The organism is Enterococcus sp. DIV0712, from assembly GCF_050554855.1.
In the GTDB taxonomy this organism is placed as follows: Bacteria; Bacillota; Bacilli; order Lactobacillales; family Enterococcaceae; genus Enterococcus; species Enterococcus faecalis.
In genome coordinates this window covers 2,290,727-2,313,237 of sequence record NZ_CP187333.1, presented here as the reverse complement: position 1 = coordinate 2,313,237, position 22,511 = coordinate 2,290,727, and the positions used below count along the sequence as shown (strand labels likewise).

The following is a 22,511-nucleotide window of genomic DNA, read 5'->3' as shown; positions in this document are numbered from 1 at the left end:
GTGCTCTTGCCGCTAAAATACGAGGAGTAAGCAAATGGCATTATTTAAAAAGAAAAATTACATTCGCATTAATCCAAATCGTGCTGATGCAAATGATGCATCAAAGAAGCCTTCTGTTCCAGATAATATGTGGGCAAAATGCCCTTCTTGTAAGCGAACACTGTATACAAAAGAAATGGGTGCAGAAAAAATCTGTCCGCATTGTGGCTATAGTTTTCGGATTGGTGCATGGGAACGATTAGCGATAACCGTTGATGAAAAAAGTTTCCACAATTGGGACAGTGAATTAGTGACAAAAGATCCACTAAATTTTCCTGGTTATCTTGAAAAAATTGAAAAAATGCAAGAAAAAACTGGGCTAGATGAAGCTGTCTTAACGGGAGAAGCAACAATTGAAGGACAAGCTGTTGCAATTGGAATCATGGACGCTAATTTTATCATGGGCAGTATGGGAACGATTGTTGGTGAAAAAATCACACGCTTGTTTGAGCGGGCGACAGAAAAGCATTTACCAGTAGTGATTTTCACTGCATCTGGTGGTGCCCGTATGCAAGAAGGAATTTTTTCATTGATGCAAATGGCGAAAATTTCGGCCGCTTTGCAACGGCATAACAAAGCAGGCTTGCTGTATCTTACGGTATTGACTGATCCAACGACTGGCGGTGTTACCGCAAGTTTTGCGATGGATGGCGATATTATTTTGGCAGAGCCTCAGAGTTTAATCGGTTTTGCTGGCCGCCGTGTAATTGAACAAACGATTCGTCAAGAGTTGCCAGATGATTTTCAAAAGGCCGAGTTTCTTTTAGAACATGGTTTTGTAGATCAGATTGTGCCAAGAAATCTTTTGCGTCAACGATTGAGCGACTTGTTACGTTTACATTCTTTGGAAGGGTGGCGTTAACATGGAAAAGAAAACAGCCAATGATGTTGTTACCTTGGCAAGAGCCCAAGATCGTTTGACAACTTTAGAATATATAGAAGCAATTTTTGAGGACTTTTTAGAATTTCATGGGGATCGTTACTTTGCCGATGATTTAGCTGTAGTCGGTGGTGTTGCTACTTTGCAAGGGAAACCAGTTACAGTGGTAGGTATCCAAAAAGGTCGAAATCTACCAGAAAATATTGAACGTAATTTTGGTTCACCTAATCCTGAAGGGTATCGCAAAGCGTTACGTTTAATGAAACAAGCGGAAAAATTTAATCGCCCAGTCATTACCTTTGTGAACACTGCTGGTGCCTATTGTGGGATTGGTGCCGAAGAGCGGGGAGAAGGGGAAGCCATTGCGCAAAACCTGTTAGAGATGTCTGATTTGAAAGTGCCAATCATTTCAGTCATCATTGGTGAGGGCGGTAGTGGCGGTGCTTTAGCTTTAGCAGTCGCAGATGAAGTTTGGATGTTGGAACACACGATTTATGCGGTTCTTTCGCCAGAAGGTTTCGCCTCTATTTTGTGGAAAGATGGCAGTCGTGCGAAAGAAGCAGCAGAATTGATGAAAATCACAGCGACAGAGCTGAAGGAATTAGCTATTGTAGATAAAGTAATTCCAGAAGTTATGAACGGTCAGCCTCTGGAACAAGCAAAAATTAATCGCATGTTACAAAAAGCGTTCATTTCAAAATTAACTGAATTAGCTAAATTAGATACGGAAACGTTACTAGAAAAAAGATACCAACGTTTTCGCAAATATTAGAAGTTACTACTCATCAACGAACTTTTCAGGGGTTGATGGGTGGCTTTTTTTATTTTTTCTTTTATTTTACTTGTTCTTTTACAAGGAACGACCGTCCTTTATAGAAATTTTCAGTAAAATGCAGTATAATACAATAGGTAGAGACTGAAGCATAATTGTTTAGTTATGTTTCAGTCTCTTAAAATCGAAGAAACTACATAGTGTCAGTGAGAGGAGTCACGATGTTTTCAAAATATAAACCGACATGGATGATTGATGCGATTTATAAAATTACCCCCGCACAATTAAAAAAACTAGGGATTAAGGCAGTACTAACTGACTTAGATAATACGTTAATTGCTTGGAATAATCCCGATGGAACAGAAGAATTAAAAACTTGGTTATTAGAAATGAAAAATGCAGGAATTACTGTCCTCGTTGTTTCAAACAACAAAGACAGCCGGATTAAACGCGTTGTTGAAAAGTTTGACTTAGATTATGTAGCACGTGCCTTGAAACCAACCGCACGTGGCTTCAAATTAGCAGAAAAAAAATTAGGCTTGAAGCCATCTGAAATGTTAATGGTCGGCGATCAGATTATGACAGATATTCGGGGAGCTAACGCAGCGGGTATACGCAATGTTTTAGTTCAACCGATTGTCGATACAGATGGCTGGAATACTAGAATCAATCGGTTCTTTGAACGGAAAATTATGAAATACTTATCAAAAAAACATCCAGAAATGACATGGAGAGGCGGATTAGAATGACAGAGGCAATTCATTGTATTGGCTGTGGTGCGATTATCCAAACGGAAAATCCTCATGAATTAGGCTATACACCAAAAACAGCTTTCGAAAAAGGAATGGAAACAGGGGAAGTTTATTGCCAACGTTGTTTTCGCTTAAGACATTATAATGACATTCAAGATGTCCAATTAACAGACGATGACTTTTTACGTTTATTGAATGGTTTAGGAACAGAAGATGCACTGATTGTGAACGTAGTGGATATTTTTGACTTTAATGGCTCTCTTATTCCAGGACTACATCGTTTTATCGGAGATAATCCTGTGTTGTTAGTTGGCAATAAAGTGGATATTTTGCCTAAATCATTAAAAAAACCTAAAATGGTTCAATGGATGAGAGAACGGGCCCATGAAGCAGGATTACGCCCTGTTGATGTTTTACTAACAAGTGGCAAGAAACCACAAGAAATGCAAGAGTTATTAGATACGATCGAAAAATATCGTGAAGGCCGAGACGTTTATGTCGTAGGTGTGACCAATGTTGGAAAATCAACATTAATCAATCAAATCATTCAACAAACAGTGGGTGTTCAAGATGTGATTACGACATCACAATTTCCTGGAACAACGCTAGATAAAATTGAAATTCCATTAGACGATGGCCACTTCTTAATCGATACGCCCGGAATTATTCACCGTCATCAAATGGCACATTACCTAGGTAAAAAAGACTTGAAAATTATTGCACCGCAAAAAGAAATCAAACCGAAAGTTTACCAATTAAATGCTGAACAAACCTTGTTTTTAGGTGGCTTGGCTCGCTTTGATTATGTCCAAGGTGCTAAAAGTTCCTTCATTGCCTACGTTTCCAATGACTTAAATTTACACCGAACAAAAACAGCAACCGCCGATGCTTTTTATGAAAAACATGTTGGTGGCTTATTGCAGCCTCCACGTGCCGATGAAGTCGCTGAGTTTCCTGAATTAGTGCGCTTTGAATTTTCCGTGAAAGAAAAAACGGATATTGTGTTTGCTGGTCTAGGTTGGATTACTGTCACAGAACCTGGTGTAGTCGCTGGTTGGGCGCCTAAAGGTGTCGATGTTTTACGTAGAAAAGCATTAATTTAAATTTTAGAGAGAAGGCAAACAATTTGAAACTTAGAGGAAAACAAAAACGTTATTTACGTAGTCAGGCACACCATTTACAACCTATTTTTCAAGTAGGCAAAGGTGGTTTGAATGACGCAATGATTACACAAATTGATGAAGCGTTGGAAAAACGTGAACTGATTAAAATTACGTTATTACAAAATACAGATGAAGTAGCAGAAGAGGTTGCAGAAGAACTAACAGCAGCCATTCATTGCGATGTGGTACAAATTATTGGTCGCGTGTTGGTCTTATTCAAGCCATCAAGTAAAGAAAAATATCAAAAAATTTCAGCAGCAGTCAAAGAGATTTAATATTGGAGGGATGAACAATGGGAGAAAAAAGACAAGCGCGTCAAGGAGCGGACGTTCTCTTGCAAGAGGAACCGTTACGTTTTCAAACAAGAAAGCAAGTCGGCTTGTTAGGTGGTAATTTTAATCCCGTTCATTTAGCACATCTTGTCATGGCCGATCAAGTTCAAAATCAACTAGGTTTGGACAAAGTTTACTTAATGCCTACGTACTTACCACCACATGTAGACGAAAAGAAAACAATTAGCAGTGAACATCGGTTAGCGATGTTAGAACTAGCAGTGGCTGATAATCCCTGCTTAGATATTGAGCCAATTGAGTTAATTCGCAAAGGCAAAAGTTACACGTATGATACGATGAAAGCTTTAAAAGAAGCCAATCCAGATACTGATTATTATTTTATAATTGGTGGAGATATGGTGGAATACTTGCCCAAATGGCATCGGATTGATGACTTACTCCATTTAGTTCAATTTGTCGGCATTCGGCGTCCTAATTATCCAACGGAATCTACCTATCCAATTATTTGGGTCGATGTTCCGCAGATGGCGATTAGTTCCACTTTGATTAGACAAAAAGTCAAAAGTGGTTGCTCAACACGCTATCTTCTTCCAGAGAATGTGATAAACTATATTCAAGAGAAGGGACTGTATCAAGATGAGCTGGATAACAAATTATGATGCTGCACAACGTGAATTATTAATGCAAAAAGTTCAAATGCAAATGAGTGAACGTCGCTTTCGCCATGTGTTAGGAGTCGAGGAAACAGCTGTGGCCTTGGCAGCGAAATATGGTGCCGATGAAGCCAAAGCAAGTATTGCTGCTTTGACGCATGATTACGCCAAAGAACGTCCAAACGATGAATTCGAGTTGATTATTCGCCGAGATGGTTTTGATTTGGCTTTATTAAACTATGGCAATGAAATTTGGCATGGCTTAGTTGGGGCGGATATTGTTCAACGGGAATTAGCCATTGATGACGAAGAAATCTTGCAGGCAATTCGTGTGCATACAACTGGGGCTGCTAAGATGAGCTTGCTAGATAAAATTATTTATGTCGCAGATTACATTGAACCAGGACGTGATTTTCCAGGTGTGAAAGAAGCCCGTGAAATTGCCCTTGTTGACTTAGATGCAGCGGTTGCTTATGAAACGAAACATACCTTGTTACATTTGATTGAACAAGAACATAAAATTTATCCAAAAACGTTAGAGACCTACAATCAATGGGTCGTTAATCAAAAATAAAAGAAGAAAGAATTACTAGGAGGGAACTATCATAGATAGCCAGAAAATTTTAGAAATTGCTGTCAAAGCAGCAGATTCAAAACGAGCAGAAGAAATTGTCGCATTAGACGTAAGAGAGATTTCATTATTAGCAGATTATTTTTTAATTTGCCAAGCCAATAGTGAACGTCAAATCAATGCGATTGTTGATGAAATTAACGAACAAGAAACCAAAAATCAAGTAGAAGTCAAACGTGTGGAAGGTAAAGAAGGCGGAAAATGGATTTTAATCGATTTAGGCGATGTTATTGTCCATGTATTCCAATCTTCAGAACGTGCCTTTTACAACTTAGAAAAATTATGGTCAGATGCCCCAATGGTTGATCTAAGCGCTTGGGTCGACTAAAATGGCCTATGAAACGTTTGCTTTCGTCTATGACGAAGTGATGGACGAAAGCCTATACCAAAAATGGTTGGATTTTTCCAATCGTCATCTCCCACAAGGAACCCAACAAATTCTTGAAATGGCTTGTGGTACAGGCGCTTTAGCAGTTGATTTCGCGAAAAGTGGTTACGATGTGACGGCCTTAGACTTATCAGAAGAAATGTTGATGATTGCCAGTGAACGGGCCTTTGAAGAAGAAGTGCCAGTTCAATTTGTTCAGGGAAATATGCTAGATTTATCTGAAGTGGGACAATACCAAGCCATCACTTGTTTTTCTGATTCACTGTGCTATATGGCTAATCGCCAAGAAGTACAACAAGTGTTCGATGAAGTTTATCAAGCGTTAGAAGAGGAAGGAACGTTCATTTTTGATGTTCATTCTACTTACAAAATTGATTCAGTTTTTCCAGAATATAGCTATCATTATCAAACAGAAGAATTTGCTTTTCTATGGGATAGTTACGCTGGTGAAAAAGAACACAGCATCGAACATTTCTTAACATTTTTTGTGAAAGAACAGGAAACAGATGAGCACTTTGTTCGGTATGATGAATTGCATCAAGAACGAACCTATTCGTTAGATAACTATTTACGAATGTTAGAAAGTGCTGGTTTCATGAACGTCAAAGTTTATGCAGACTTTACAGATGAAGCACCAACTGAAACAAGTGAACGCTGGTTCTTTGTTTGTCAAAGAGATTAATAAGGTTTGGCTTATGAGCTTGGGACAGCGCTTAAAAACGTTTGTCTCTTTGCTGATAAGTCCATTTTTTTATAACGGAGGTGGCTAGAGTGAAAGCCTGTGGCATTATCGTGGAATATAATCCTTTTCATAATGGACATCGCTATCATGCCCAACAAGCTCGCCAACAAAGCGGAGCTGAAGTAGTAATTGCTATAATGAGTGGGAATTTTTTACAAAGAGGAGAACCAGCCTTACTAGATAAGTGGGCCAGAGCAGAAGAAGCTTTGCAAAATGGTGTGGATTTAGTCATTGAATTGCCGACAGCTTGGTCGGTACAGTCTGCGGATTACTTTGCCAAAGGCGGTATAAAGTTATTGCAGGCGTTGCAATGTGAGAGCTTATGTTTTGGAACAGATAGTACAAGCGCAATTGATTATGCGGCTTTCGGCCAGTTTGTCCAAGAAAATCAATCCTTAATTGATCAAACGTTCCACGCATTGACAGACAAACAATTGAGTTATCCACAAAAAATGACTGCTGTTTTTCGTCAAGTATATCCTGAAAGCAGGTTTGATTTTTCTTCGCCTAATCATATTTTGGGGATGAGTTATGCAAAGGAAAATGCCACGTATCCAACCCTGATGACGCTCTACCCAATTGCTAGAAAACAAGCGGGCTTTCATGATGCAACGATTTCTGGGAAAGTTGCTAGCGCCACGGCGATTAGGCAAAGTGTTTTTCAACAAGAAATAACGCAAGTACTGCCAACGGTTCCTTCTATAACCGCACAACATTTACAAACACAGGCAATGATTTCATGGGAAAACTACTGGCCCTTCCTAAAGTATAAAATTGTTCAATCCTCGTTAGAAGAGTTACAAGCCATTTACCAAATGACGGAAGGACTTGAATATCGACTAAAAGATCAAATCCAAGCAGCAGGTTCTTTTCACGAATTAATGGAACGTATGAAGACGAAGCGTTATACTTGGACAAGATTGCAACGATTAGCAACCTATATATTGTTAAATATGACCAAAGAAGAAGTTGAAACTGTTTGGCAAGACAGCTATCTCCATGTGCTAGGATTTACGCCAAAGGGACAAGCTTATCTAAAAGAAACCAAAGCACAAATTCAATTGCCGGTAATTTCCAAAGTATCTAAAGAAAACCGCGCAATGCTTTCGTTAGATATTCGCGCCAATCAACTATATCAGATGGGAGATTCTTCTTTAAAAGAACAAAATTTTGGTCGGTTTCCCTTACGATTTTCGCCAGATACCTAAAAAATACTTAACAAAAATCAGTTTCCCCAGTATAATAAACAAGGGATAAGATACTAACAACAAATCAGAGAAAGCGAAGTGAGAATATGGGCCGTAAATGGGCAAATATTAAAGAGAAAAAAGCTGCCAAAGACGCAAACAATAGCCGTGTTTATGCAAAATTCGGGATTGAAATTTACGTAGCAGCGAAGTCAGGAGACCCTGATCCTCATGCAAACCAAAAATTACGGTTTGTAATCGAACGCGCCAAAACATACAATGTACCAAAACATATTATTGATCGCGCTATTGAAAAAGCAAAAGGTTCAGCAGATGAACAATATTCTGAATTACGCTATGAAGGATTTGGGCCAAATGGTTCAATGGTCATTGTTGATGCTTTAACAAACAACGTGAACCGAACAGCAGCAGATGTACGGGCCGCATTTGGTAAAAACGGCGGAAACATGGGTGTCAGCGGTGCTGTTTCCTACATGTTTGATAATACAGGTATCATTGGCTTTGCTGGTGACGATGCGGATGAAATTTTAGAATACTTAATGGAAAAAGACATTGATGTTCGCGATGTTGTTGAAGAAGACGGTCAAATTATCGTTTACACAGAACCAGAAGATTTCCACCATGCACAAGAAGCGTTAAAAGAAAAAGGCATTGAAGAATTCACGGTTACTGAGTTAGAAATGGTTCCACAAAACGAAGTAACATTAGAAGGCGACGATTTAGCGAACTTTGAAAAAATGTTAGACGTTTTAGAAGATTTAGAAGATGTTCAAAAAGTTCATCATAATGTAGATTTACCTGAATAATCCATTTGTTCGTTTGTTTTAAGATTTAGAAAGTGAGCCATCGGTCATTTTGACTGATGGCTCACTTTTTTTCATATAATACATAGAAAAAAGAAAGTTGATTGATAGGTCCATGTGACACAAAGCATTCAATGACAGGTTCAACTTTTGTCTGTTCCATAAATATTTGTCTAAACAGTTGAATTAATAGTACAATAGTCTAGTAAGATAGATCATTGAACGGGGTGAATAGGCGTGAAAAAGGGAATGTTCGCGTTTTTTGTCGGGCTAGCGGTTTTATCATTAACTGCTTGTCGGGAACCAAAAGAAAAGAAAGTAACCGCTTCAACGGAGGCATCCTCTAAAGTTGAAGAGACGAATGAAAAAATGAGTGAAACAATTGATAAGACAAACGAACAAGCGAGCCACAGTGTCGAGTCTAACGAATCAGTGAAAAATGAAGAGTCCACAGCTGATGAAGACAACAGTCAGCTAACTGTAGCTGATTTAGATACTACAGCGATTAATGCTGGCGATTTTACTACTTTAGTTGGAACATGGAAAAATGGTAAAGGAGAGAGTTTGATCATTCATCCTGATGGTAGTACAAATACCGGAGGAATGATTACGAAGGATTCACCTACTGATGAGTCGCGACCAATTACAAGCTTAAGTATTAGGTGGGGGCCTACTGGTGCTGCGCTATTATTATATAGAATTGGTGTTGAAAATCCTAACGGCGACCAATCGGATAAGACGAAACCGCGATTGTTAATTACTCAAGATAGTGGAAATTATCCTGCGGAAGAGTATTACTATCGTTCTTCTGAAGAGGAAAATCAAGACCAAAATGAAGAGGCAAAAATCATCGATACACAAGAAAAAGCAGAGACATATATTAGAAAGACACTGACTGATGCAGAAAATAATGATACGAACCTTGGATTTTTGGGTATGAATGGAAATGACTTCTTTTTTAGAGCCCAATCGAAACAGATGGTTGCAAATGGAGGGACAGGGACTGTCGGTTTTTACAGAGTATCACCACAAGGAGCAGTCAGAATAACGGATGCACGAGGCAACTAAAGATAGTCTAGTGGCAATCTATTTAATTCCTATAAAAGTAGCAAAATAAGAATGAAATGATCACAAAATCTTCACATTTAGTTTGTAAGATATAAGCATATCAACAAACAACCTTAACAACACAAAACACTTTTTCATTTTTAACTCCTTTCCCGTCCTTACCCAAAGGGCGGGTCTTTTTTATGTTCAAAACGATTCGCTCAAGATACCAAAAAGCCAGCTTGTAGTAAGCTGGCTTTTAACTCTTTACATGTTGGCGCTTGTAGACACGAGATAATAATTAAGGTGTTGGAACAGTTGGTGAATAGTTCGTTTTTCGACCATAAAGTTCTTGTGTCGCCGCCGAGATATACGCAGATGAATCTTTTCCTGGGAGGTTATACATTAGATAAATACCATATTGCTCCGCTTTTGTACGTTTAGCATATTGCGCAGCTAGATTTTGATTGACACCAACTTCAACGGCAGAAGCACCTAAACGAGAAGCAGGCATCCCCGCAATTTGTGGCGGATTCCAGGTACTATAATAAGGGTTCCAAGCATAATCAATTAAAGAACTCATTTGAGGATTAGCTGAAGAGTTCGCAGCCGCTGGTCCAATATTATAAAAAGTAATTAATTTATCATTGCCTAAGCGATTTCTTAAGGCTTGAAGTAACCAAATGAACGAAGAATTATTTGGTTGAGGCGTCCCATTTTTTCCGTATTCAGCATACTCATCATCAAAATCAATACCATCTAAATGATACGTATTAACGACTTGTTCTAATTGAGCTGCAAAGGCATCCGCACTTTCGTAAGTTGGGAAATTAGCAAAGCCAGCACCTTCATGGTTGCCTAAAATAGACAATAGGACTTTAGTGCCGCGTGCTTGAACTGGACGAATTTGTGTTTCAGCTTCGTTTAAAGTTTGTTGGACCCGTTCATTTAGATATAAGTAAGGTTTTTTATTGACCGTGTCATAATTAATATTGGCTGCAAAAATAATCCCCATATCAAAAGCAGGTTGATTGGTTCCAGCTAAAGTATATTTTCCCACATTGTTAAAATCGTGGTTATTTACTTCTACATACATGACTGTTTTAGGTGTAACAGTTGATGCTGCTTGTACTTCAAATGCAGGTAGTGCAAACAGTAACCCACCGACTAAAAGTATCAAACTTAAAAAAGTTGAAATAATCCCTGTTTTCTTGTTAAAAAAATGAGTGCTCAATTGATGCCCCATAACTTTCTCCTCCTATAAAATAAATATTATTTGTAAGCGCTAACAAAGATATGTTATCATTTTTATAATTTAAACACAAGAAGAAGAGAACAAAAGTGAGCAAATCCACAGAATATAAAAGCGTCCTTCGCAAAATGGTCTTGCGAAGGACTCTCTTTTACCAATCAAAGAGTAAGGCATAGCCTAAAGAAAGCAGCTCTCGACCAAAATTTTTGATATCTTTTGGAAAAGAAGAAGCCGCAGTGATGCCTGAAACATTTGAGATGCCTGCTCGCTTGGCTAAAAGTTGCGAGCGGTACATGTGAAAGTCACTAGTAACAATCACTAGCCGTTTAAAAGAAAGGAGTTTTTGTGAATTGACAATATTTTCTTTGGTGCGTGTGGCACGATTTTCTAAGAGAATCTGTTTTTCTGGAACACCTTTATTTAGCAAGTATTGTTTCATAACCGCGGCTTCCGTAGCCGGCTCATCTGCTCCTTGCCCTCCGCTAACAATAACGGGTGTCTCGGGGTGTTGTTTAATATAGGGGATAGCCACATCTAACCGAGCTTGCAAAACACGGCTAGGCAGTGCGGTTTCTTTAGACGTCCCTAAAACACGGGCCCCTAAAATTAAAATAGCATCTGGTTTATCGGTGGGTTGCGTATTTTTGCCAGTAAAAATAAGTAGACCTAAAATCAAAAGAATACAAAAGCCAAAACTGACAATGGATAAACTTGTTATTTTTAACCAATGCATGAAACATCCCTCCTTGTAATGTTAGTGTATACGAAGTACCATAGAAAAAGCGATAGAAAACAAAAGACTTATAAAAAAATCTATGTTTTAATAGAAACTTTTGAAGAGAGGGAGCGAGTGAATGCGTACAGAAGAAGAAATGTTTCAACTTATTATGGATGTAGCAAAACAAGAAGAACACATTCGAGCTGTGGGAATGGTGGGGTCTCGCACGAATGTGAAAGCGCCAAAAGATAGTTTTCAAGATTTCGACATTGTTTATATTGTAGAACCATGTGCTGAGTTTTTTGAAACAGCAACGTGGATAGCAAAATTTGGACAACCATTAATTATGCAACGTCCCAAGGAAATGACCTTATTTCCCACAGAACCGAAGACGCGGGAAACATTTTTAATGTTATTTGAAGATGGTCAACGTATCGATTTAACGTTGTGTCCTCTCGCAGAAAAAGACAATTGGCATGAAGGCGATTCTTTAGCAATTATCTTGTTAGACAAAGATGAAAATTTGCCACCTTTACCTGTAGCATCTGATAAAAATTATACAGTAACAGTTCCGAATCAGCAGCAGTTTAACGATTGTTGCAATGAATTTTGGTGGGTTAGTACGTATGTAGTTAAGGGGCTTTGTCGGAATGAACTATTTTACGCTGTCACACATCTCTATGAATATTGTCAGCAGGAACTGTTGCGCTTGCTTTCTTGGCAAGCGGCTTGGCAGGAACCGGAGCCAATTTCTGTTGGGAAACAATTTAAGTATCTGAAAAATTATGTCACTCCTGACACGATGGATCAATTAGCATCGTTGCTGGATTTTTCTAGTAAAGAAGCTTGTTGGAACAGCTTAATAAAGACACAAGCCTTTTTTGACGTCGTCGCTCAGGATTTTGCTAAAATGGCCCAGTTTACGTATCATTTACAAGAAGCAAAAAAAGTCACAGAGTATACAAATTCTTTAAGATTAAAGGATTTACAAGGAAAATAAGCTGAAAACAACGTAAAAATAGTGTATAATTGAAAAAATTAATCTGCGAGAGAAAGGGAACCTTTTTTGATTGTAGATCACCGCAGTTGTTTGTTGCCTAGTCTCTAAGAAATAAACCTAAAATTATTGATATAAAGGATGAACAAATGAAAAAAGAAGAAATGCAAATGCGTAATACACGTCGTCAAAAATCAGGAAAAAATAATAAAAAGAAAGTAATTATTACTTCTTTGGTTGGACTAGCTCTGGTTGCTGGGGGCAGCTATGTTTATTTTCAAAGTCACTTTTTACCAACCACAAAAGTAAATGGAGTTTCTGTAGGCTGGTTAAATGTAAATGCTGCAGAAGAAAAATTAGCGCAAGTTAATCAAACCGAAGAAGTTGTGGTTCAAACGGGGACAAAAGAAGAAAAAATTCAACTTCCTAAAAAATACCAATTGGATCAAAAATTTTTAAAAGACCATTTACACAGTAGCAAGGTGAAGCTACCGTTAAACGAGGCATTCAAAAAAGAACTAGAAGCCAAATTAGCAACTTTGAGTTTTCCAGAGGGGAAACCAAGCAAAAATGCGAGTATCCGTCGAGGCAATGGCACTTTTGAAATTGTTCCCGAAGAACAAGGCACAGTAGTGGACACACAGCGCTTAAATCAGCAGATTATTGCGGATGTTGAAGCGGGAAAAGGCAACTATCAATACAATGCCAAAGATTTTTATAAAGCCCCTGAAATTACAAAAGAGGATCAAACGTTAAAGGCGACATTGACAACGCTCAATAACAAGTTAAATAAAACAATTACAGTTGATATTAATGGTGAAAAAGTAGCCTTTGATAAAACACAAATTCAAAACGTGCTGAATGATGATGGCACAATCAACAAAGAAAAACTAACTACTTGGGTGACACAATTAGAAACAACATATGGTTCTGCTAATCAACCAGTTTTATTTACAGATGTTCACGGTACGACACGTCGTTTTAAAAACAATGGAAGTTATGGCTGGTCGATTGATGGGGCCAAAACGCAAGAACTACTAGTAAACGCGCTGAATAGCCAAGAACAAACGAATGCAATCACTGCTCCGTTGGTTGGCGATACCAAAGAAAATAGTAAAATTGCCAATAATTACATTGAAATTGATTTAAAAGATCAAAAAATGTATTGTTTCATTGATGGCAAAAAAATAGTCACCACAGATGTCATTACTGGCAGATATAACAAAGGAACCGCAACAGTACCAGGATTCCATACAATTTTATATCGGACAACCGATGTGAATTTAGAAGGTCAAATGCTTGATGGTTCTCGATACAGTGTGCCAGTAAAATATTGGATGCCGTTATTAAGTCAAGGTGGCGTTGTCACACAAATCGGGATTCATGACTCCGACCATAAATTGGATAAGTATGGCGATAAAGAAGCCTTTAAAACCGATGCTGGTAGTAATGGCTGTATCAATACGCCAGGAACAGAAGTTTCAAAAATCTTTGATGTATCCTATGACGGAATGCCGGTAATTATTTACGGACATATCTATGATGATGCACCAGGTGAATTTGATAAACCTGTAGATTACGGCGAAGAAGTATAAATGATTATTTACAGCACCAAAAGGGCAAATGAGCAGTCTTTTTGGTGCTGTTTTAGTTGAATAGATAATTTATAAATGGACAAGCAAGGAGCAAAACCATGGCAGAAAGAATTTTATTAGTAGATGATGAACAAGAAATAGCTGATTTGCTGGAAGTATATTTAACGAGTGACGGTTATGAAGTAGAAAAATTTTATCGAGGGAAACCTGCTCTGGAATCAATGGCAAATAATCAGTTCGATTTAGCGGTACTTGATGTAATGTTACCAGATATTGATGGCTTTCAAATGGTTAAAAAAGCACGGGAAAAATATTTTTTCCCTATTATTCTTTTAACCGCTAAAATTGAGGACATTGATAAAATTACTGGGCTAACTTTAGGCGCTGATGATTATATTACAAAGCCATTTAATCCATTGGAAGTAGTCGCACGTATTAAAACACAACTAAGACGTTTTCGTAAATATAATTCACAGGCGAGTCTACAACAAGAAACAGAAGGAACAGAAATAGATATTCATGGTTTGGTGATAAATAAAATACATCATACAAGTAAACTATACGGGGAGGATATATTTTTAACGCCACTAGAATTTTCAATTCTTTGGTATTTAGCAGAACGTCAGGGAGAAGTAGTCCCAGCAGAGATATTGTTTGAAGAAATCTGGGGTGAAAAATATTTGGAAAACAATGGAAATACCGTGATGGCACATATTGGCCGTTTAAGGGAAAAATTAAAAGAACCACCAAGGAAGCCAAAGTTTATTAAAACTGTTTGGGGAGTGGGGTATAAAATTGACTGAAAAGAAAAAAACAGGAAAACAGCAATTTAAAGAACGAATGATTAAACAACTACTAACAAAGTTTTTGTTTTTTAGTTTGGGAATATTGGCGTTATCAGCAGTCTTGTATTTTTTTAGTAATTTTTTGTTTGGATTACGTAGATGGGGCATGGAAGATCCACTCTACCTTTTAGCCAAAGGAATTGTGGAGAACTACGTTTATTTAATTAGCTTAGTAATTCTAGGTGGTTCAGTAATCATTCTTTTTCGGATATGGTTGCAAAGCATCAATCAATTAACAGAAGTATTGGAGGCAACAGGGAAACTCTATCAGAATTCCGAAGAACCGATAGCCTTGTCAGCAAATTTAATGGAGTTTGACAAAGAGTTGAATCAAATCCGTCAAGAAGTTAACTTACGCCAGCAACAAGCGAAGGAAGCTGAGCAAAGAAAGAATGATTTGATTGTTTATTTAGCACATGATTTAAAAACGCCTTTAACATCAGTCATTGGTTATTTAACACTTCTTCATGATGAACTGGAAATTTCGACGCAATTACGAGAAAAATATTTAGCTATTTCATTAGAAAAAGCAGAGCATTTAGAAGAGTTGATTAATGAATTTTTTGAAATAGCTCGATTTAATCTCTCGAATATTGAATTAGAACCAACGAGTGTTCGCTTGGATCGTATGTTAAATCAAGTAAGTTATGAATTTTTACCTATGTTGAAACAAAAACAGTTAACTATTGAAACAGATTTTACTGAGGCTTTGTCTATTCATCTTGATGTCGATAAAATGCAAAGAGTTTTTGATAACTTAGTTCAAAATGCCATTAACTACAGCTATGCAGGAACAACCATCTCTCTTTCCACTAAAGTTGATAATGAAAATCAACGAGTAAATATTTATTTTACAAATCATGGCCCTACTGTTCCACCAGAAAAATTAGCCCGAATTTTTGAACAATTTTTCCGATTAGATACTGCCCGTCAAACAAACCGAGGAGGCGCAGGACTAGGTTTAGCGGTTGCTAAAAAAATTGTGGAGCTGCATGACGGGGTGCTTTCAGCTGAAAGCGAAAATGAAAAAACTACCTTTATGATTTCTTTATCGATTTTGTAAGAAAATCGTTAGAAATTCTTGCGAAAAAAAAGAAGGCTCCTTTTTACTAGCTTGCTATACTAATTTTGTTAAGTAAGTAAAGAGGAGAGAAATAAAAATGAAATTTAAAGTTACAATTGGTGTCGCTATTTTAGGGCTTTTTATTGTGGGCATGGCTGTTAAACAAGTTGCTGAGAAAAAAATAGTTTCAATAGGAAATGAGCAAGCCCTCAGTTTAGAGGAAGAGGAAAAAATGAATTCTCCTGAAGAAGGCGATCAATCATGGAAATTATTATTAGTAAATCAAACGCATCAGATTCCTGAAGATTATCAAATCCAATTAAAAAAATTACCTAACAAACAGGCAGTGGATAAACGAATTTATCCAGCTTTGAACAGGATGTTTAAAGATGCCAAAAGACAAGGCTTCTATCTTGAAGTCACTTCTAGTTATCGAACAAATGAAGAGCAAAAAGAAATTATGGCAGAAAAAGTACAGGCTTTTCAATATCAAGGATTCAGCGAACAAGAAGCGATTGAAACAGCTGAAAGTTGGGTAGCAGTGCCGAGAACTAGTGAACATGAAGTAGGTTTAGCAGTGGATATAAATGCGCAAAGTAAGCGATCTACTGACGAAGAAGTCTACGCTTGGTTGGCAAAGAACGCCTATAAATATGGATTTATTCTTCGTTATCCTTCAGACAAAGTGGAAATTACGGGTGTTAGTTATGAACCTTGGCATTATCGCTATGTGGGTAAAAAAGCAGCACTAGAGATTCAAAAAGCGAGTCTAACGTTAGAAGAATACTTAGCAGAAAATAATAATTAATTGTTTATCAATAAAGCTATCTTAGCTTTTACTGAACATAGGCTATTTTTTATTGACAAGCGTCATAACCCGCTCTATGATACAAACAGAACAAGCAATTTAAATTGGGGGAACGAAGATGCCATTTGTACATGTAGAATTAATTGAAGGCCGCACAGAAGAACAGTTAACTAATATGGTCAAAGATATTACAGAAGCTGTGTCAAAAAATGCTGGTGCACCAAAAGAGAATATCCATGTGATTGTCAATGAATTGAAAAAAGACCGCTATGCACAAGGAGGCGAATGGAAAAAATAAGTTTTCAGAGAATTTCTGTTGAATCACTTGCTTTTTCTGAAAATAAGTGGTTAAATAAGTGCATAAATGATTGATGAGAAAGACAACTGAACTTGCCCGCGATCTATTAGAGAGGAAAATCTTGGCTGAAAATTTTCCAGATTGGCACAAGGGATGACCACTTTCGAAACCTTTGTTGAAACAAAGGCGGTCGCACCGTTAACACGCTAGAGGAACACAGATTATCTGTGTTCAAAATTAGGTGGAACCACGATATTTTCGTCCTAGTATTCGTTAGAATACTAGGACTTTTTGTTTTTTAACAAGGGGAACAGGTGGCTGTTTCGTTTCATTGTGAAAAACAGGAACACAATGAAACGCTTCAAATCAAAAAAATTAAAAGGAGAGAATTTTATTATGTCTATTCACATTACTTTTCCAGATGGCGCTGTTAAACCGTTTGATTCTGGGGTTACAACATTTGATGTTGCTAAAAGTATTAGCAACAGTTTAGCCAAAAAAGCTTTAGCTGGTAAATTCAATGGTGTTTTAATCGATTTAGATCGTCCTATCGTAGAAGATGGTTCGCTTGAAATCGTGACACCTGATCATGAAGATGCTTTAGGAATTTTACGTCATTCATCAGCTCATTTAATGGCTAATGCCTTACGCCGTCTTTTCCCTAACATTAAATTTGGCGTAGGTCCTGCGATTGATTCTGGGTTCTATTATGATACAGATAATGGAGAATCCCCTGTGACAGCGGAAGATTTACCTGCAATTGAAGCCGAAATGATGAAAATTGTGAAGGAAAATAACCCAATCGTTCGTAAAGAAATCTCACGTGCAGAAGCGTTAGAATTATTTGCTGATGATCCTTACAAAGTTGAATTAATTACAGATTTACCAGAAGATGAAATCATCACTGTCTATGATCAAGGCGATTTTGTTGATTTATGTCGTGGTGTTCACGTCCCTTCAACAGGACGGATTCAAGTCTTTAAATTACTTTCAGTAGCTGGTGCTTATTGGCGCGGAAACTCTGACAATCACATGATGCAACGGATTTATGGCACTGCCTTTTTCGATAAAAAAGATTTAAAAGAATTTATCAAAATGCGCGAGGAAGCCAAAGAACGTGACCACCGTAAATTAGGAAAAGAATTAGATTTATTTATGGTTTCACAAGAAGTTGGTTCAGGGTTACCTTTCTGGTTACCAAAAGGCGCAACCATTCGTCGTACAATTGAACGTTATATTGTGGACAAAGAAATTAGCTTAGGTTACCAACATGTGTATACACCAATTATGGCAGATGTGGAATTATACAAAACATCTGGTCACTGGGATCATTACCATGAAGATATGTTCCCACCAATGGATATGGGCGATGGCGAAATGCTGGTATTACGTCCAATGAACTGTCCACACCATATGATGGTTTATAAAAATGACATTCATAGTTACCGCGAATTGCCAATTCGAATCGCTGAATTAGGGATGATGCACCGCTATGAAAAATCTGGCGCATTATCAGGGTTACAACGTGTTCGTGAAATGACTTTAAACGATGGACATACTTTTGTTCGTCCTGACCAAATTAAAGACGAATTTAAACGTACTTTGGAGTTAATGGTGGCAGTCTATGCTGACTTTAACATTACGGATTATCGTTTCCGCTTAAGCTATCGTGATCCAAATAATACAGACAAATATTTTGATGATGATGCGATGTGGGAAAAAGCGCAAGCGATGTTAAAAGCTGCCATGGATGAATTAGAATTAGATTACTTTGAAGCAGAAGGCGAAGCTGCCTTTTACGGTCCGAAGTTAGATGTTCAAGTAAAAACAGCTTTAGGAATGGAAGAAACATTATCAACCATCCAATTAGACTTCTTATTACCAGAACGTTTTGACTTAACTTATGTTGGCGAAGATGGTGAAAATACACATCGCCCAGTTGTTATCCACCGTGGTATCGTCTCAACAATGGAACGATTTGTGGCTTACTTAACAGAAGTTTACAAAGGCGCTTTCCCTACTTGGTTAGCACCAATTCAAGCAACTATTATCCCAGTTTCTGTAGAAGCGCATTCTGAGTATGCTTATGAAATCAAAGAACGTTTACAAGCACAAGGCTTACGTGTTGAAGTCGATGATCGTAACGAAAAAATGGGCTACAAAATTCGGGCCTCTCAAACACAAAAAGTACCTTATCAATTAGTGGTCGGGGACAAAGAAATGGAAGATGCAACGGTGAACGTCCGTCGTTATGGAAGCAAAGAAACGTCTGTCGAAGATTTATCAATTTTCATTGACAGCATGGCTGCTGAAGTTCACAATTACAGCCGTTAAAAAAAGAGAAAAAGTCAAAAGGACTTCTGAATTCAGAAGTCCTTTTGACTTTTTTCAACAACAAAATAATTAAATATTTCCTTAGAGCTGGGAATAATCCTGATTTTTTGACTATTTTTTGTTACAATGAGAATGCGAAACTTTTTAGTGAAGGGACTAGAGGTATGAAGAAAAACTCATTTATAGATAAAATAAAAAAAACAGATGCCGCGGCAAAGAGTCAACGAGGTAGAAAGCCACATATTCCTTTTCGATTGAACTTATTATTTTTTGTGATATTCACTTTATTTGTTTCATTAATTGTCCGTTTAGGGTATTTACAGATTGTAGAAGGAGAAGAGTTTAACAAAAAAATCACTGCCAACTCTTCACTACAAATCACGACACCATCCCCTCGAGGACAAATTTATGATTCACAAGGAAAAGTCTTGGTTTCTAACAAAGCCAATTTAGCAATCACTTACACACGAGGAAAAAATATTGAAGGAAAAGATATTTTACCGATTGCGAATAAAGTTAATGAACTTATTAACGTTCCAGTTGATCCAAACTTAACGGATCGTGACAAAAAAGATTATTGGTTAGCGAATCCTGAAAATTTAAAAGCAGCCCAAGCCCGTTTAACCGATCAAGATAAAGAAGATGAAAAAGGCAACAAAATTACGGACGAAGGCACATTATATGCCAAAGCAGTTGAAAAAGTCACCCCTGAAGAAATTGTGTTTGATGACCGAACCTTACAAGCAGTAACGATTTTTAAACGAATGAATGCAGCGTCACAAATGAACACGGTCTTCATCAAGAATGAAGGGGTAACAGAAGGTGAAATTGCGACAATTGGTGAACACACAGCGGAAATATCTGGTGTTTCAACAGGGACTGATTGGACGCGTGATTATTCTCAAAGTGGTGCATTACGTAGCCTGTTGGGCACCGTTTCAACTGAAAAACAAGGATTGCCAGCCGAAGAAGTCGATGAATATTTGAAAAAAGGCTATGCACGAAATGACCGTGTTGGAACTAGCTATTTAGAAAAACAATATGAAGACGTTCTACAAGGTAAAAAAGCAAAATCAGAAGTCGTTTTAGACAATAACGGAAAGATTGTTTCACAAACCCCAATTTCCAAAGGGGAAAAAGGCTCCAACTTAAAATTAACGATTGATTCAAATTTCCAAAACAAAGTTGATGAAATTTTACAACGAAACTATTCACAAATAGTCAAAACCATTGGACCATACTCAGAAAATGCATATGTCGTTGCTATGAACCCTCAAACAGGTGCTATTTTAGCGATGTCCGGATTTCATCATGATTTAGCAACTGGAGAAGTCACACCTAATCCTTTAGCACCTATTTTGAATTCTGAAGTTCCTGGATCAGTTGTGAAAGCAGGTACTTTAACAGCTGGTTATGAAACAGGCGTCATTAAAGGCAATGACGTTTTAACAGATGAAGCTATTTTACTAGCAGGTAGTAATCCAAAAGCTTCTTGGTGGAATGCTTCTGGCGGAACAACCATGCAATTAACTGCGGAGCAAGCGTTAGAATATTCTTCGAATGCTTATATGATGAAATTAGTCTTTAAAATGATGGGTGTGAATTATTATCCCAATATGATTTTCCCTTATGAAGTAGGAGATGACACTGTCTTTAAAGAATTAAGAAAAGCTTTTGCAGAATATGGTATGGGAACGAAAACTGGAATTGATATACCAGGAGAAACAACAGGAATTCAAAACAAGGACTTTAAGGATTCGTCTTCTGCGCCACAAGGCGGTAATCTTCTTGACCTATCTTTTGGGCAATATGATACCTATAGCGCGTTACAATTAGCACAGTACGTTTCCACTGTCGCAAATAATGGTATCCGCGTGCAACCCCATGTGGTAGAAGGAATCTATGGCAATGATGAAAATGGAGCTTTAGGAAAAATTTTAAAAGAAATTGAACCAAAAGTTTTGAATAAGGTGAATATTTCTGAAGACCAGATAGGAATTCTTCAACAAGGTTTCTATAATGTAGTAAATGGAACTAGTCCTTTTACAACTGCACGTGGTTTAAAATCAGACAAGTTTTCGATTGCTGCTAAAACAGGGACCGCCGAAACGCAAGCAACAGATGCTAATGGAGTAAACCATACAACGGTTAATAGTAACTTGGTGGCTTATGCGCCGTACGAAAATCCTGAAATTGCAATTAGCGTTGTTTTACCACACTTAAATGATGAATCTTCCAAACCAAATCAAACGATTGCCAAAGAAGTTTTAGAAGCGTATATGGAAATGTACAAAAAATAAAATTTGTAAAGTAGAACTACTTTACAAATTTGCCCAAAAGGGTAGTCAAATGACAAAAAAAATGGTATGATATTCAAGTCTAAGAAATCTCTTGGAAAGATCAATTATTAGTAGGAGGGGAAAACATGCGCGTAAACATTACTTTAGAGTGTACTTCTTGTAAAGAACGTAACTACTTAACAAATAAAAATAAACGTAACAATCCTGATCGTTTAGAAAAACAAAAATATTGCCCACGTGAAAGAAAAGTTACTTTACACCGTGAAACTAAATAATTTAGTTAGACAGAGCCTAGAATCCTTGTTGTGTAAGGGTCTAGGCTTTTTATCTATTGATTCATTACATGTTCATTTGTAGATGGAATGTAGAGGGAGGATTACCCAAGTTTGGCTGAAGGGGACGGTCTCGAAAACCGTTAGGCGAGTAACATCGTGCAAGGGTTCGAATCCCTTATCCTCCGTACCGAGAAGCAGTTGAGTTATTAGTTGCAAATAAAACGACAGAGACGTACACTTAAAGTAGAAAAATACTTAAGAAGAGGTGTCTATTATGTCAAACTATGAAGAAAAAGAAGCGCAAGCATTAGCAAAAATTGCCGACGTTTTGAACAAATTGGATGCAAGTTTAGAAGAGTTGGACTCGCTAGATGAGGATACAAAAAAACATAGTATGAAGAAATGGATTGTTGAAAAAAAAGCCATTCATGAGATTAAAAAAATTGCACACGAAGCTGGTAAGTATGACAAGTATGATGAAAAAGAATTAGAAAAAGAAATGGATCTGTTGGAAAAGTTTATGTAAAAAAGCGCTAGCTTTTGTTCAACAGTTATTTAAGTTTGAGTCTAGAATTAATCGTTTTGATTTTTTCTAGGCTTATTTTTTATGAAGTAAGCAAATCGTATCGGGAGAGGTATTGAATTAAGAAATAAA

The 22,511-nt window shown here is 37.4% G+C and carries 24 protein-coding genes and 1 tRNA gene; 23 read left to right on the top strand and 2 right to left on the bottom strand.

All coding sequences use genetic code 11. From position 1 onward, the window contains the following. Positions 1-34: 34 nt before the first annotated feature. The 12 genes from accD to IGL42_RS11030 all read left to right on the top strand — a co-directional run bounded on the left by accD (position 35) and on the right by IGL42_RS11030 (position 9,392). Positions 35-901 (top strand): acetyl-CoA carboxylase, carboxyltransferase subunit beta, encoded by an 867-nt coding sequence (gene accD / locus IGL42_RS11085; protein WP_002356293.1) that lies wholly within the window; start codon positions 35-37, stop codon positions 899-901. A gap of 1 nt (position 902) precedes the next feature. Further along, positions 903-1,691 (top strand): acetyl-CoA carboxylase carboxyl transferase subunit alpha, encoded by a 789-nt coding sequence (locus IGL42_RS11080; protein WP_002362363.1) that lies wholly within the window; start codon positions 903-905, stop codon positions 1,689-1,691. A 221-nt stretch (positions 1,692-1,912) separates the two neighbouring features. Further along, positions 1,913-2,440: a YqeG family HAD IIIA-type phosphatase gene (locus tag IGL42_RS11075; RefSeq protein WP_002356296.1), complete on the top strand. Its 528-nt coding sequence runs from the start codon at positions 1,913-1,915 to the stop codon at positions 2,438-2,440. Further along, positions 2,437-3,546 carry a ribosome biogenesis GTPase YqeH gene (yqeH, locus tag IGL42_RS11070; protein ID WP_002381381.1) on the top strand — a complete coding sequence of 370 codons (1,110 nt, stop codon included), beginning with the start codon at positions 2,437-2,439 and terminating at the stop codon, positions 3,544-3,546. The genes IGL42_RS11075 and yqeH overlap by 4 nt, the downstream gene beginning before the upstream one ends. A gap of 23 nt (positions 3,547-3,569) precedes the next feature. Next, positions 3,570-3,881 (top strand): ribosome assembly RNA-binding protein YhbY, encoded by a 312-nt coding sequence (gene yhbY / locus IGL42_RS11065; RefSeq protein WP_002356298.1) that lies wholly within the window; start codon positions 3,570-3,572, stop codon positions 3,879-3,881. Positions 3,882-3,898: 17 nt separating this feature from the next. Next, the gene (locus tag IGL42_RS11060; RefSeq protein ID WP_002365150.1) at positions 3,899-4,558 is read left to right on the top strand and encodes a nicotinate-nucleotide adenylyltransferase; all 660 of its coding nucleotides are present in this window, start codon (positions 3,899-3,901) and stop codon (positions 4,556-4,558) included. After that, positions 4,536-5,126: a bis(5'-nucleosyl)-tetraphosphatase (symmetrical) YqeK gene (gene yqeK / locus IGL42_RS11055; protein ID WP_002356300.1), complete on the top strand. Its 591-nt coding sequence runs from the start codon at positions 4,536-4,538 to the stop codon at positions 5,124-5,126. Before IGL42_RS11060 ends, yqeK begins: the two co-directional genes overlap by 23 nt. Before the next feature lie 46 nt (positions 5,127-5,172). Then, positions 5,173-5,511, top strand: coding sequence for a ribosome silencing factor (gene rsfS, locus IGL42_RS11050; RefSeq protein ID WP_033602604.1), 339 nt, complete (start codon positions 5,173-5,175; stop codon positions 5,509-5,511). Position 5,512: 1 nt separating this feature from the next. Then, positions 5,513-6,253: a class I SAM-dependent DNA methyltransferase gene (locus IGL42_RS11045; protein ID WP_002356302.1), complete on the top strand. Its 741-nt coding sequence runs from the start codon at positions 5,513-5,515 to the stop codon at positions 6,251-6,253. 80 nt (positions 6,254-6,333) lie between these two features. Next, a complete protein-coding gene (locus tag IGL42_RS11040; protein ID WP_025191871.1) occupies positions 6,334-7,521 on the top strand; it encodes a nucleotidyltransferase in 1,188 nt (395 codons plus the stop codon). A gap of 86 nt (positions 7,522-7,607) precedes the next feature. Beyond that, positions 7,608-8,327: a YebC/PmpR family DNA-binding transcriptional regulator gene (locus tag IGL42_RS11035; RefSeq protein WP_002356305.1), complete on the top strand. Its 720-nt coding sequence runs from the start codon at positions 7,608-7,610 to the stop codon at positions 8,325-8,327. A gap of 234 nt (positions 8,328-8,561) precedes the next feature. Further along, positions 8,562-9,392: a DUF6287 domain-containing protein gene (locus IGL42_RS11030; RefSeq protein ID WP_002362359.1), complete on the top strand. Its 831-nt coding sequence runs from the start codon at positions 8,562-8,564 to the stop codon at positions 9,390-9,392. A gap of 280 nt (positions 9,393-9,672) precedes the next feature. Here IGL42_RS11030 and IGL42_RS11025 read toward each other — a convergent pair whose 3' ends face one another. Further along, a complete protein-coding gene (locus IGL42_RS11025) occupies positions 9,673-10,617 on the bottom strand; it encodes an endo-beta-N-acetylglucosaminidase (RefSeq protein WP_002382461.1) in 945 nt (314 codons plus the stop codon). Between the two features lie 157 nt (positions 10,618-10,774). After that, complete coding sequence (locus IGL42_RS11020; RefSeq protein ID WP_002359392.1) at positions 10,775-11,356, bottom strand: YdcF family protein; 582 nt, start codon at positions 11,354-11,356, stop codon at positions 10,775-10,777. A gap of 121 nt (positions 11,357-11,477) precedes the next feature. Here IGL42_RS11020 and IGL42_RS11015 point away from each other — a divergent pair, with 121 nt between their 5' ends. The 11 genes from IGL42_RS11015 (at position 11,478) to IGL42_RS10965 (ending at position 22,382) form a co-directional block, all read left to right on the top strand. Continuing rightward, positions 11,478-12,341 (top strand): aminoglycoside 6-adenylyltransferase, encoded by an 864-nt coding sequence (locus IGL42_RS11015; protein WP_002356309.1) that lies wholly within the window; start codon positions 11,478-11,480, stop codon positions 12,339-12,341. Positions 12,342-12,487: 146 nt separating this feature from the next. Next, the gene (locus IGL42_RS11010) at positions 12,488-13,933 is read left to right on the top strand and encodes a L,D-transpeptidase family protein (RefSeq protein ID WP_002370561.1); all 1,446 of its coding nucleotides are present in this window, start codon (positions 12,488-12,490) and stop codon (positions 13,931-13,933) included. A gap of 98 nt (positions 13,934-14,031) precedes the next feature. Beyond that, positions 14,032-14,736, top strand: coding sequence for a VanR-ABDEGLN family response regulator transcription factor (gene vanR, locus IGL42_RS11005; RefSeq protein ID WP_002356311.1), 705 nt, complete (start codon positions 14,032-14,034; stop codon positions 14,734-14,736). Then, a complete protein-coding gene (locus IGL42_RS11000) occupies positions 14,729-15,841 on the top strand; it encodes a sensor histidine kinase (protein ID WP_104842543.1) in 1,113 nt (370 codons plus the stop codon). Before vanR ends, IGL42_RS11000 begins: the two co-directional genes overlap by 8 nt. A gap of 97 nt (positions 15,842-15,938) precedes the next feature. Beyond that, on the top strand, positions 15,939-16,649 hold the full coding sequence (locus tag IGL42_RS10995; RefSeq protein ID WP_010710689.1) for a M15 family metallopeptidase: 711 nt from the start codon (positions 15,939-15,941) through the stop codon (positions 16,647-16,649). A gap of 118 nt (positions 16,650-16,767) precedes the next feature. Continuing rightward, entirely contained in the window at positions 16,768-16,947 is a 180-nt protein-coding gene (locus tag IGL42_RS10990; protein WP_002356318.1) for a 2-hydroxymuconate tautomerase, read from the top strand. A gap of 396 nt (positions 16,948-17,343) precedes the next feature. Next, a complete protein-coding gene (gene thrS / locus IGL42_RS10985) occupies positions 17,344-19,281 on the top strand; it encodes a threonine--tRNA ligase (RefSeq protein WP_002359397.1) in 1,938 nt (645 codons plus the stop codon). Positions 19,282-19,445: 164 nt separating this feature from the next. Then, positions 19,446-21,581: a peptidoglycan D,D-transpeptidase FtsI family protein gene (locus IGL42_RS10980; RefSeq protein WP_206681008.1), complete on the top strand. Its 2,136-nt coding sequence runs from the start codon at positions 19,446-19,448 to the stop codon at positions 21,579-21,581. Between the two features lie 125 nt (positions 21,582-21,706). Further along, positions 21,707-21,856 (top strand): 50S ribosomal protein L33, encoded by a 150-nt coding sequence (gene rpmG, locus IGL42_RS10975; RefSeq protein ID WP_002356321.1) that lies wholly within the window; start codon positions 21,707-21,709, stop codon positions 21,854-21,856. Between the two features lie 95 nt (positions 21,857-21,951). Next, positions 21,952-22,041, top strand: a tRNA-Ser gene (locus IGL42_RS10970). An 89-nt stretch (positions 22,042-22,130) separates the two neighbouring features. Continuing rightward, positions 22,131-22,382, top strand: a complete 252-nt coding sequence (locus IGL42_RS10965) for a hypothetical protein (RefSeq protein ID WP_010710688.1) — start codon at positions 22,131-22,133, stop codon at positions 22,380-22,382. Positions 22,383-22,511: the final 129 nt, after the last annotated feature.

Bases quoted from the DNA above. Each gene is read 5' to 3' on its own strand.
- rpmG (WP_002356321.1), top strand. From the start codon at position 21,707: ATGCGCGTAAACATTACTTTAGAGTGTACTTCTTGTAAAGAACGTAAC.
- IGL42_RS11025 (WP_002382461.1), bottom strand. From the start codon at position 10,617: ATGGGGCATCAATTGAGCACTCATTTTTTTAACAAGAAAACAGGGATT.
- thrS (WP_002359397.1), top strand. From the start codon at position 17,344: ATGTCTATTCACATTACTTTTCCAGATGGCGCTGTTAAACCGTTTGAT.
- IGL42_RS10990 (WP_002356318.1), top strand. From the start codon at position 16,768: ATGCCATTTGTACATGTAGAATTAATTGAAGGCCGCACAGAAGAACAG.
- IGL42_RS10980 (WP_206681008.1), top strand. From the start codon at position 19,446: ATGAAGAAAAACTCATTTATAGATAAAATAAAAAAAACAGATGCCGCG.
- IGL42_RS11060 (WP_002365150.1), top strand. From the start codon at position 3,899: ATGGGAGAAAAAAGACAAGCGCGTCAAGGAGCGGACGTTCTCTTGCAA.
- IGL42_RS10965 (WP_010710688.1), top strand. From the start codon at position 22,131: ATGTCAAACTATGAAGAAAAAGAAGCGCAAGCATTAGCAAAAATTGCC.
- accD (WP_002356293.1), top strand. From the start codon at position 35: ATGGCATTATTTAAAAAGAAAAATTACATTCGCATTAATCCAAATCGT.
- IGL42_RS11020 (WP_002359392.1), bottom strand. From the start codon at position 11,356: ATGCATTGGTTAAAAATAACAAGTTTATCCATTGTCAGTTTTGGCTTT.
- IGL42_RS11015 (WP_002356309.1), top strand. From the start codon at position 11,478: ATGCGTACAGAAGAAGAAATGTTTCAACTTATTATGGATGTAGCAAAA.
- yqeH (WP_002381381.1), top strand. From the start codon at position 2,437: ATGACAGAGGCAATTCATTGTATTGGCTGTGGTGCGATTATCCAAACG.
- IGL42_RS11035 (WP_002356305.1), top strand. From the start codon at position 7,608: ATGGGCCGTAAATGGGCAAATATTAAAGAGAAAAAAGCTGCCAAAGAC.
- IGL42_RS11080 (WP_002362363.1), top strand. From the start codon at position 903: ATGGAAAAGAAAACAGCCAATGATGTTGTTACCTTGGCAAGAGCCCAA.
- vanR (WP_002356311.1), top strand. From the start codon at position 14,032: ATGGCAGAAAGAATTTTATTAGTAGATGATGAACAAGAAATAGCTGAT.
- IGL42_RS11010 (WP_002370561.1), top strand. From the start codon at position 12,488: ATGAAAAAAGAAGAAATGCAAATGCGTAATACACGTCGTCAAAAATCA.
- yqeK (WP_002356300.1), top strand. From the start codon at position 4,536: ATGAGCTGGATAACAAATTATGATGCTGCACAACGTGAATTATTAATG.
- IGL42_RS10995 (WP_010710689.1), top strand. From the start codon at position 15,939: ATGAAATTTAAAGTTACAATTGGTGTCGCTATTTTAGGGCTTTTTATT.
- IGL42_RS11045 (WP_002356302.1), top strand. From the start codon at position 5,513: ATGGCCTATGAAACGTTTGCTTTCGTCTATGACGAAGTGATGGACGAA.
- IGL42_RS11075 (WP_002356296.1), top strand. From the start codon at position 1,913: ATGTTTTCAAAATATAAACCGACATGGATGATTGATGCGATTTATAAA.